The organism is Clostridium tarantellae (genome assembly GCF_009295725.1).
GTDB classification, from domain to species: Bacteria; Bacillota; Clostridia; order Clostridiales; family Clostridiaceae; genus Sarcina; species Sarcina tarantellae.
Map to the genome: position 1 here is coordinate 1 of NZ_WHJC01000119.1, position 10,001 is coordinate 10,001.

Annotated in this window: 7 protein-coding genes; all 7 read left to right on the top strand. The window is 26.2% G+C overall.

Features of this window, described 5'->3' with window-relative positions:
- Window positions 1-555 precede the first annotated feature (555 nt).
- The 7 genes from dnaA (at window position 556) to gyrA (ending at window position 9,521) form a co-directional block, all read left to right on the top strand.
- The gene (dnaA, locus tag GBZ86_RS08915; RefSeq protein ID WP_152889833.1) at window positions 556-1,908 is read left to right on the top strand and encodes a chromosomal replication initiator protein DnaA; all 1,353 of its coding nucleotides are present in this window, start codon (window positions 556-558) and stop codon (window positions 1,906-1,908) included.
- A gap of 263 nt (window positions 1,909-2,171) precedes the next feature.
- Entirely contained in the window at window positions 2,172-3,272 is a 1,101-nt protein-coding gene (gene dnaN / locus GBZ86_RS08920) for a DNA polymerase III subunit beta (RefSeq protein ID WP_152889835.1), read from the top strand.
- Window positions 3,273-3,404: 132 nt separating this feature from the next.
- Entirely contained in the window at window positions 3,405-3,614 is a 210-nt protein-coding gene (gene yaaA / locus GBZ86_RS08925; protein WP_152889838.1) for a S4 domain-containing protein YaaA, read from the top strand.
- A 53-nt stretch (window positions 3,615-3,667) separates the two neighbouring features.
- Window positions 3,668-4,753 (top strand): DNA replication/repair protein RecF, encoded by a 1,086-nt coding sequence (gene recF / locus GBZ86_RS08930; RefSeq protein ID WP_152889840.1) that lies wholly within the window; start codon window positions 3,668-3,670, stop codon window positions 4,751-4,753.
- A 14-nt stretch (window positions 4,754-4,767) separates the two neighbouring features.
- Window positions 4,768-5,028 (top strand): extracellular matrix regulator RemB, encoded by a 261-nt coding sequence (remB, locus tag GBZ86_RS08935; protein WP_327444734.1) that lies wholly within the window; start codon window positions 4,768-4,770, stop codon window positions 5,026-5,028.
- 62 nt (window positions 5,029-5,090) lie between these two features.
- Complete coding sequence (gene gyrB, locus GBZ86_RS08940; RefSeq protein WP_152889843.1) at window positions 5,091-7,007, top strand: DNA topoisomerase (ATP-hydrolyzing) subunit B; 1,917 nt, start codon at window positions 5,091-5,093, stop codon at window positions 7,005-7,007.
- A 21-nt stretch (window positions 7,008-7,028) separates the two neighbouring features.
- Entirely contained in the window at window positions 7,029-9,521 is a 2,493-nt protein-coding gene (gyrA, locus tag GBZ86_RS08945) for a DNA gyrase subunit A (protein WP_152889846.1), read from the top strand.
- Window positions 9,522-10,001 lie beyond the last annotated feature (480 nt).

Genomic DNA, 10,001 nt, shown 5'->3' on the forward strand with positions numbered 1-10,001 from the left:
TAATAAACCTAAGCTGTTAATAACTTTTTAAACATATTTTAATTATGTCTATTTTAGTTATAAAAACAATTTTTTAAATGTTTAATATTAATTTTTATGCTTAATAAATTTAAGTTTTAAACAATAAACTTAATTTTATACACAAAATATTATAATGATGTTTTATTTTTCTATTATCAACAAGTGATTTTTGTGGATAACTTATTGAAGGATAATATTTTATTATGTTATTATTAATATATTCTGTTGATAAATCTAAATATATGTACAAGTTATCAACAATTGTGGATAAGTGTGTTGATAATATTTTTTTTTTCAACAGTTAAATTTATTTTTTTAATTAAACTATGTATACATAAGGTTTTACATATTGTTAATTATGTTAATATATTTTTTCAAAGTATGTGGATAACTTATCAATCATAACAATTAATCCACAAAATTATAAACATGTTGATAATTTTATTTGCAAAATATATGGTTATACTATAACCTGTTAATTATTTGTTTATAACTTATTAAGTATAGATTAAATTATTGACTGGAGGATATAAAATGGAAGCCCAATTAAATAATTTATGGGAACAAACCTTGAATATTATAAAAGGTGAAATATCAGAAATAAGCTTTAATACTTGGATAAAAAGTTGTGAACCTATTTCTTTATCTAATGATTTATTAAAGCTTAGTGTTCCTAATGATTTTACTAAAGGAATATTAGATAAAAGATATAAAGATCTTTTAATTCAAGCATTAAAAATAATTACATCTAAAAAATACAATATTGAATTTTTTCTTCAATCAGAGTTTGAAGAAGAAGAATCACATGCTAATAAAAATAATAAAAATAAAGAAAGCTCTTTAATTGTAAATGATGAGTTATCTACAACTTTAAATCCGAAGTACACCTTTCAATCATTTGTAATAGGCAATAGTAATAGATTTGCTCATGCAGCATCTTTAGCTGTTGCAGAATCTCCAGCTAAAGCATATAATCCTCTTTTTATATATGGAGGAGTAGGTTTAGGAAAAACACACTTGATGCATGCCATAGGACATTATATTCTTCAAGAAAATCCTAAAGCTAAAGTAGTTTATGTATCATCTGAAAAATTTACAAATGAACTTATTAACGCAATTAAAGATGATACAAATGAAGAATTTAGGAATAAATATAGAAAAGTTGACGTACTTTTAATTGATGATATTCAATTTATTGCAGGTAAAGAAAGAACTCAAGAAGAGTTTTTTCATACTTTTAATGCGTTACATGATGCAAACAAACAAATTATATTATCATCTGATAGGCCGCCTAAAGAAATTCCTACTTTAGAAGATAGATTACGTTCTAGATTCGAATGGGGACTTATTGCTGATATTCAGCCTCCTGACTTTGAAACTAGAATGGCTATTTTAAAAAAGAAAGCTGATGTAGAAAATTTAGATGTTGCAAATGAAGTAATGGTTTATATAGCTACTAAAATAAAATCAAATATAAGAGAATTAGAAGGTGCTTTAATAAGAATTGTAGCTTATTCATCTCTTACAAATAAAGAAATTACAGTAGATTTAGCATCTGAAGCATTAAAAGATATAATTTCTAATAAGCAAGGTGCTCCAGTTACTATTGAAACTATTCAAGATACTATATCAAGTTATTTTAATTTAAGAATTGAAGACTTAAAATCTCAAAGAAGAACTAGAAACATTGCTTATCCTAGGCAAATAGCCATGTATTTAAGTAGAAAACTTACAGATATGTCATTACCTAAAATAGGTGAAGAATTTGGAGGAAGAGATCACACTACAGTAATTCATGCATACGAAAAAATTTCTGAAAATTTAAAAACAGATGAATCTTTACAAAATATAATAAATGATATAACAAAAAAACTTAATCAAAAATAATCAACATAATATACATAATAACTTCTTAATAATTTGTTGATAACTTTTTTTTAAACATATCCACAAGAACAATGTGGATAATTTAATAGTTTTTTGTTGACTTATCCACAGCTTTTTAAATTAGAAAACTTAGTCATATAAATAGCTTGAGGTAGTTTTCCACAAATCCACAAGCCCTACTACTACTATTACTATAATATTTATCTAAATATTATCTATTTTAGTGTTAAAATAAATGTTAATAACTTAAAGGAGGTTTTACTTTGATATTTACATGTGATAAAAGTAAATTACAAGAATCTATAAACATAGCTCAAAAAGCTATAACAGGAAAATCAACAATGTCTATACTTGAAGGAATTTATATAAAAGCTGAAAATAATATAATTACGTTAATAGGATCTGATAAAGATGTAAGCATTGAAACTAGAATGGAAGCAGATGTGTTACAAAGTGGTAAAGTTGTTATTGATGCTAAAATTTTTGGAGAAATTATTAGAAAATTACCTAATGATTTAATAACAATTACTACTATTGAAAATGACATTATAAAAATTACATGTCAAAAATCAGAATTTGATTTACTTCATATGAATGCAGAGGATTTTCCTAATTTACCTAAAATAAATGAAAATATGATTTTTAGTATTCCTCAAGGTTTATTAAAAAACATGATTAAAGGAACGTCATTTGCTATAGCACAGGATGAAACTAGACCTATTCTCCAAGGAATTTTATTTGAAGTTAAAGATTCAAATTTAAACTTAGTAGCATTAGATGGATATAGATTAGCTATAAGAAGTGAGTTTATAAATACATCTAATACAATAAATGCAGTAATACCAGGAAAAACTTTAAATGAAGTAGCTAAAATATTAGAAGATTCAAATGAAATAGTAAATATAACATTTACTCCAAATCATATTTTATTTAATATGGGAGAAACTAAAGTTATTTCAAGGCTTTTAGAAGGTGAATTTATTAAATATGAAGCATTGTTACCTAAAGAACATAAACTTTTAATAAATGTTAATAAACAAACTCTTCAAAATGGTATAGAAAGAGCATCTTTAATGGCTAAAGAAGGAAATAGTAATTTAGTAAAATTTAATATAATTGATGATAGTATAATAATAACATCTAATTCTCAATTGGGAAAAGTTAGAGAAGAAATTAGTATTGACTTGCAAGGTGATGAAATACAAATTGCATTTAATTCTAAATATTTGCTAGATGCTTTAAAAGTTATGGAGGATGAAAATATAGAGATAAAACTTACAAGTAATATTTCTCCATGTATTATAAAAAATAAAAATAATAACTGTAGTGAATATTTAATTTTACCTGTAAGAATAGCAAAATAAATAGTAATCACATGTTTAGTATTTATAAACATGTGATTAAGTTATTTTATAGATGGTAAAAATAATAAGTAGGAGGTTAATTTTACTATTTTATGTTTATAGAACTATTTAAAATAGTAATTGATTAAAATTATGAATGAAATAAAAATAAATACTGAATTTATAAAATTAGATTCTTTTTTAAAATGGTGTGGAGCCGTTGTTTTAGGATCTGAAGCAAAAATGTATATTTTAGAGAAACAAGTTTTGGTTAATAATGAAATTTGCATTCAAAGAGGAAAAAAATTAAGAGTTGGAGATATTGTAGAATTTGAAGGAGAAATTTATAAATTAATTAATTAATAGATAACCTAATTGAGTAAATAATGTGTTATAATTAAAATAGGTGTTTTTATATGTATATTAAAAGTTTGCAATTATTAAATTATAGAAATTATAAAAGTTTAGCTATAAATTTAGGAACCAATGTTAATGTTTTTATGGGAGATAATGCACAAGGAAAAACTAACATTTTAGAAGCAATTTATTATTGTGGATTTGCTAAATCTCATAAAACAAATAGAGATAAAGAATTAATTGAATGGAATAGTAATATTGCTTTTATAAGAGTGGATATTCATAAGAGTAATTTAGATAAAAAAATAGATGTTAAAATATTAAAAGATGGAAAAAAAGCAATAACTGTTAATTCAATTAAAATTAATAAAATTGGAGAATTAATAGGAACTTTTAATGTAGTTATGTTTTCCCCAGAAGATTTAAGAATAGTGAAAGAATCCCCAAGTATAAGGCGTAAATTTATGGATATGGAGTTAAGTCAATTAAACTCGCGATATTATAGTAATTTAGTTCAGTATAATAAAGTTCTTAATGAAAGAAATATTGTTCTTAAAAATAAAAATATTGATGAATACATATTAGATATTTATGATATGCAATTAGCTGAGTATGGAGAGTATATAATTAAATCTAGAATTAATTATTTGGAAAAATTAAATAGAATTTCAAAAAATATTCACAAAGACATAACTTTAGGACGGGAAGAAATTAATTTTAAATATGTTTCTACAATTAAAGATTTTAATAATATAAAAGAATCATTAATAAAATTATTAGAATTAAATAGAAAAAAAGATATAGAAAAAAAAGTGACATCTATAGGTCCTCATAGAGATGATTTTAATATATTTTTAAATGGAATTGATGCAAAGTCTTTTGGTTCTCAAGGACAACAAAGAACAGCGGTTTTAACTATAAAATTTGCATCTTTAAGGATAATTAAAGAAATTACAGGTGAGTATCCAGTTTTATTGTTAGATGATGTATTGTCAGAATTAGATTTTAACAGAAAAAGATATGTATTAACTTCTATTAAGAATTTACAAACAATAATAACTTGCACTGGAATTGAGGATTTAACTAATTATTTGGATGACCAATCTAAAATATTTAGAGTTATAGATGGGGTTATTCAAGGTTAAAGGAGGAGAATTTTGTGTTTTTACACTTAGGAGAAAATGTTGTAGTTCCAATTAAAGATGTAATTGGTATATTTGATCTTCAAACAGCTATGTATAGTTCAGATACAATTCAATTTTTAAGAATGGCAGAAGAAGATGGGTTCGTTGAAAGAATAAACCAAGAAAAACCTAAATCCTTTGTTATAGCAGAAGTGGATAAAATGAGCAAAATATATCTTTCGCCAATATCTTCGTCAACTTTAACAAAGCGTACAGATATAAATTATAACCCTTAAACTTGATAAAATTTATATAAAATAAGTTTTAGTTTAAGTTTAACATTTGTAGGAGGAGTTGTATGTTAGAACAAAACAAACAAACCTATGATGAAAGTCAAATTCAAGTTCTTGAAGGATTAGAAGCTGTTAGAAAAAGACCAGGTATGTATATAGGAAGTACGAGTACAAGAGGTCTTCATCATTTGGTTTATGAAATAGTTGATAATAGTATCGATGAGGCTTTAGCTGGATACTGTAAAAATATAAAAGTTTATATACATGAAGATAATTCTATTACTGTTGAAGATAATGGAAGAGGTATGCCTGTTGGTATACATCCTAAAATGAGAAAATCAACAGTAGAAGTTATAATGACAGTTCTTCATGCTGGTGGAAAATTTGGAGGTGGCGGATACAAGGTATCTGGTGGACTCCATGGAGTTGGAGCATCCGTAGTAAATGCTCTTTCAGAAGAATGTGATGTAACTGTAACAAGAGAAGGAAAAGTTTGGAGGCAAACATATTCTAGAGGTAATGTTACTTCAGAATTAATTGAAATAGGTGTTAGTGATGGGCACGGTACAAAAGTACACTTTAAACCAGATGAAACTATATTTGAAGAAATTGTATTTGATTTTGAAACTTTATCTCAAAGATTAAGAGAATTAGCATTTCTTAATAAAGGTATAAATATAGCACTTATAGATGAAAGATTTGGAGAAGAAAAAGAAGAAGAATATTTCTATGAAGGAGGAATAAAATCTTTTGTAAGTTACTTAAATAGAAATAAAGAATCTCTTCATGAAGCTCCTATTTATGTTGAAGGATTGAAAGATGATATTAGTGTAGAAGTATCTCTTCAGTATCATGATGGCTATAATGAAAATATATTTACTTTTGCTAATAATATAGATACTGTTGAAGGTGGAACGCATCTAGCAGGTTTTAAAACTGCTTTAACAAGAGTAATGAATGACTATGGTAAAAGATTTGGTCATTTAAAAGAATCTGATAAAAATTTATCTGGAGATGATATTAGAGAAGGTCTAACTGCAGTTGTTTCAGTGAAAATATCAGAACCTCAATTTGAGGGACAAACGAAAACTAAATTGGGAAATACTGAAGTAAGAAGTGCAGTTGATTCAATAGCTGGAGAAGGAATAAGTACTTTTCTAGAAGAAAATCCTTCTGTGGGTAAAGTTATAATAGAAAAAGCTTTATTAGCTGCTAGAGCTAGAGATGCAGCTAGAAAAGCTAGAGAACTTACAAGAAAATCAGTTTTAGAAAGAAGTTCATTACCAGGAAAGTTAGCAGATTGCTCTTCAAAAGATCCTAATGAATGTGAAATATATATTGTTGAGGGAGATTCAGCAGGTGGCTCAGCAAAGCAAGGAAGAAATAGAGGATTCCAAGCTATTTTACCTTTGAGAGGTAAAATAATGAATGTTGAAAAACAAAGATTAGATAAAATTTTAGGGTCAGACACTATAAGATCTATTGTTACAGCTATTGGAGCAGGTATAGGTCCAGAATTTGATATAGAGAAAATAAGATATAATAGAATAATAATAATGACCGATGCTGATGTTGACGGAGCTCATATAAGAACTTTGTTATTAACATTTTTTTATAGATATATGAGAGAGCTAATAGAAAAAGGTCATGTTTATATAGCACAGCCACCATTATATAAAATTTCTAAAGGTAAAAGAGAGCAATATGCGTATTCAGATATTGAAGCTGATAATATTTTAGAACAATTTGGAGGTAAAGACAGTAGTGTAAATATTCAGAGATATAAAGGGTTAGGAGAAATGAATGCTGGACAATTATGGGAAACGACTATGGATCCTGAGCAAAGAGTTCTTTTAAGAGCTAATATTGAAGATGCTATGGCTGCTGATGAGATATTTACTATTCTTATGGGTGATAAAGTAGAACCAAGAAGAGAATTCATACAAAAAAATGCTAAAAGAGTTAGCAATTTAGATATATAGTACTAATATGAGGTGAAGTACATGAGCTTTAACGAGGGAAAAGTTATACCCGTTGATATAAATAGAGAAATGAAAAAATGTTATATTGATTATGCTATGAGTGTCATAGTTGGTAGAGCATTACCAGATGTAAAAGATGGTTTAAAACCAGTTCACAGAAGAATATTATTTTCAATGCAAGAATTAGGATTATATCCTGATAGAGGATATAGAAAGTGTGCTAGAATTGTTGGGGAAGTTTTAGGAAAATATCATCCCCATGGAGATTCGTCTGTTTATGATGCTTTAGTTAGAATGGCACAAGATTTTTCTATGAGATATATGCTTGTAGATGGTCATGGTAACTTTGGATCAGTTGATGGAGATTCAGCAGCTGCTATGAGATATACTGAAGCAAAAATGAATAAAATTGCTTCAGAAATGTTAAGAGATATAAATAAAAATACTGTTGATTTTATTCCTAACTTTGATGGTGAAGAAAAAGAACCTGTTGTATTACCTTCTAGATTTCCTAATCTTTTAGTTAATGGATCATCAGGAATTGCTGTTGGTATGGCAACTAACATTCCACCACATAATTTAGGTGAAGTTATTGATGGAACAATAAGGTTAATAGATAATCCAGAAACCGAAATTTTAGATTTAATGACTCACATAAAAGGCCCAGATTTTCCTACAGCAGGAATTATAATGGGTAAAGCCGGAATAAGAGCAGCTTATGAAACTGGAAGAGGAAGAATTATTGTTAGAGCTAAAGCTGAAATAGAAGAAGAAAATAATAGACATAAAATAATAGTTACAGAAATTCCTTATCAAGTTAATAAAGCAAGATTAATAGAAAATATAGCTGATTTAGTAAAAGATAAAAAATTAATAGGAATATCTGATTTAAGAGATGAATCTGATAGAGATGGAATGAGAATAGTAATAGAACTAAAAAGAGATGCAAATCCTAATATAGTTCTAAATATGTTATATAAACATACAAAAATGCAAGATACTTTTGGTGTTATAATGTTAGCATTAGTTGATAATGAACCACAAGTGTTGAATTTAAAACAAATATTAAATCATTATATAAACTTCCAAAAAGAAGTTATAATAAGAAGAACTAAATTTGAGTTAAATAAAGCGAAGGAAAGAGCTCACATACTTGAAGGATTAATAATAGCTCTTGATAATATTGATGAAGTAATAAGTATAATAAGAAATTCAAATACTTCAGAAATAGCTAAAAATGCGCTTATTGATACTTTTGCTTTAAGTGAAAAACAAGCAACTGCTATTCTTGAAATGAGACTTAGAAGGCTTACTGGATTAGAAAGAGATAAGATAGAATCTGAATATAATGAAATCATAAAATTAATATCTTATTTAAATGAAATATTATCTAGTGAAGAAAAACTTTTAAGTGTAATAAAAGAAGAACTTTTAGAAATAAAACTAAAATATAATGATGAAAGAAAAACAGCTATAGAAAAGCAAGAAAATGAAATTGATATAGAAGATTTAATTCAAGAAGAAGAAGTTGTAATAACTCTTACTCATACAGGATATATAAAAAGAATATCATCAGATGCATATTCTGCTCAAAAAAGAGGAGGTAAGGGAATACAAGCAATGACAACAAAAGAAAATGATTTTGTTGATAATGTATTTGTTACTTCAACTCATTCAGAATTATTATTTTTCACTAATAAAGGAAAAGTTTATAAATTAAAGGCATATGAAATTCCAGATGCGGGAAGAACAGCAAAAGGAATAAATTTAATAAATATATTACCTTTAGAATCAGATGAAAGAATAGAAGCACTTGTATCTCTTAAAGATATAAATAGTGATGGATTCTTATTTATGGGAACTAAAAAGGGAATAGTTAAGAAAACACCATTGAGTGATTTTAAAAATTTAAGAAAAACAGGAATAATAGCTCTTAATTTAAGAGAAGGTGATGAATTATTAAAAGTTAAAGTTACTTATGGTGATGCTGATATTATATTTGTAACTCAAAATGGATATTCAATAAGATTTAGTGAAAAAGATGTAAGACCTATGGGAAGAACTGCCTCTGGGGTAAGAGCTATTTCTTTAAGAGATGATGATATAGCTGTATGTATGGATATAGCTGTTCCTGAAGAAAAATTATTAGTTATAAGTGAAAATGGATTTGGTAAAAGAACAAACTTAGAAGAGTATAAAATACAAAATAGAGGTGGAATGGGACTTATAACTTATAAAATTTCAGAGAAGACAGGTAAAGTTGTGGGTGCGACTGTTTGTAAAGATGAAGATGAAATTATGCTTGTAAATAGTAAAGGTGTAGCTATAAGAATAAATGCAGCTGATATATCTGTTACAAGTAGATCTGCTATGGGAGTTAAGCTAATGAGAACATTAGAGGATGAGACTGTGGTTACAATAGCTAAAATTTCTAGTAATGATAATGAAGAAGAAATTAATTTAACAAATGAAGAAAATAATCCACAATTAATAGAGAATAATCCACAGAATTAATAACATAATTAACAAAATATAAAATAAATTTAATAATTTATTAGATTTAGGCTGTCGATAAAATTGACAGCCTTTTATTTATGGACTTAAATCTGGTGAGCACGTTAAGTGAGAGATAATAAATTACTTGATATTTTGGGGAAATAATAAAGAGTTATACAAAAAAAGAACTTAAAATTATATATAATAGAAGTGTTTAATCAAGTATTATGAAATAAAAGATGAGTTTTAAGCATAACAATTTAGTAAAAAAACTATGGAGATGAATTTATCATAGTTGGTTTCAATGAAGTAAGTATAAGAAAAGATATATAAAATTAATAAAAAGAAGATTTGATTAAAATATACACCATTTTACAAGTAATTAAAAATTAATTTTAAAAAAATGAACCAAATTCCTAAAAACTGTGCAAACTATTAATACAATCAATACTAATAAAACACAGGAGGAATTTGGTTCTATGAATAGTATTGACGAAA

Excerpts from the sequence above, each read along its gene's own strand:
- gyrA (WP_152889846.1), top strand. The coding sequence starts at position 7,029 with ATGAGCTTTAACGAGGGAAAAGTTATACCCGTTGATATAAATAGAGAA.
- gyrB (WP_152889843.1), top strand. The coding sequence starts at position 5,091 with ATGTTAGAACAAAACAAACAAACCTATGATGAAAGTCAAATTCAAGTT.
- dnaA (WP_152889833.1), top strand. The coding sequence starts at position 556 with ATGGAAGCCCAATTAAATAATTTATGGGAACAAACCTTGAATATTATA.
- recF (WP_152889840.1), top strand. The coding sequence starts at position 3,668 with ATGTATATTAAAAGTTTGCAATTATTAAATTATAGAAATTATAAAAGT.
- yaaA (WP_152889838.1), top strand. The coding sequence starts at position 3,405 with ATGAATGAAATAAAAATAAATACTGAATTTATAAAATTAGATTCTTTT.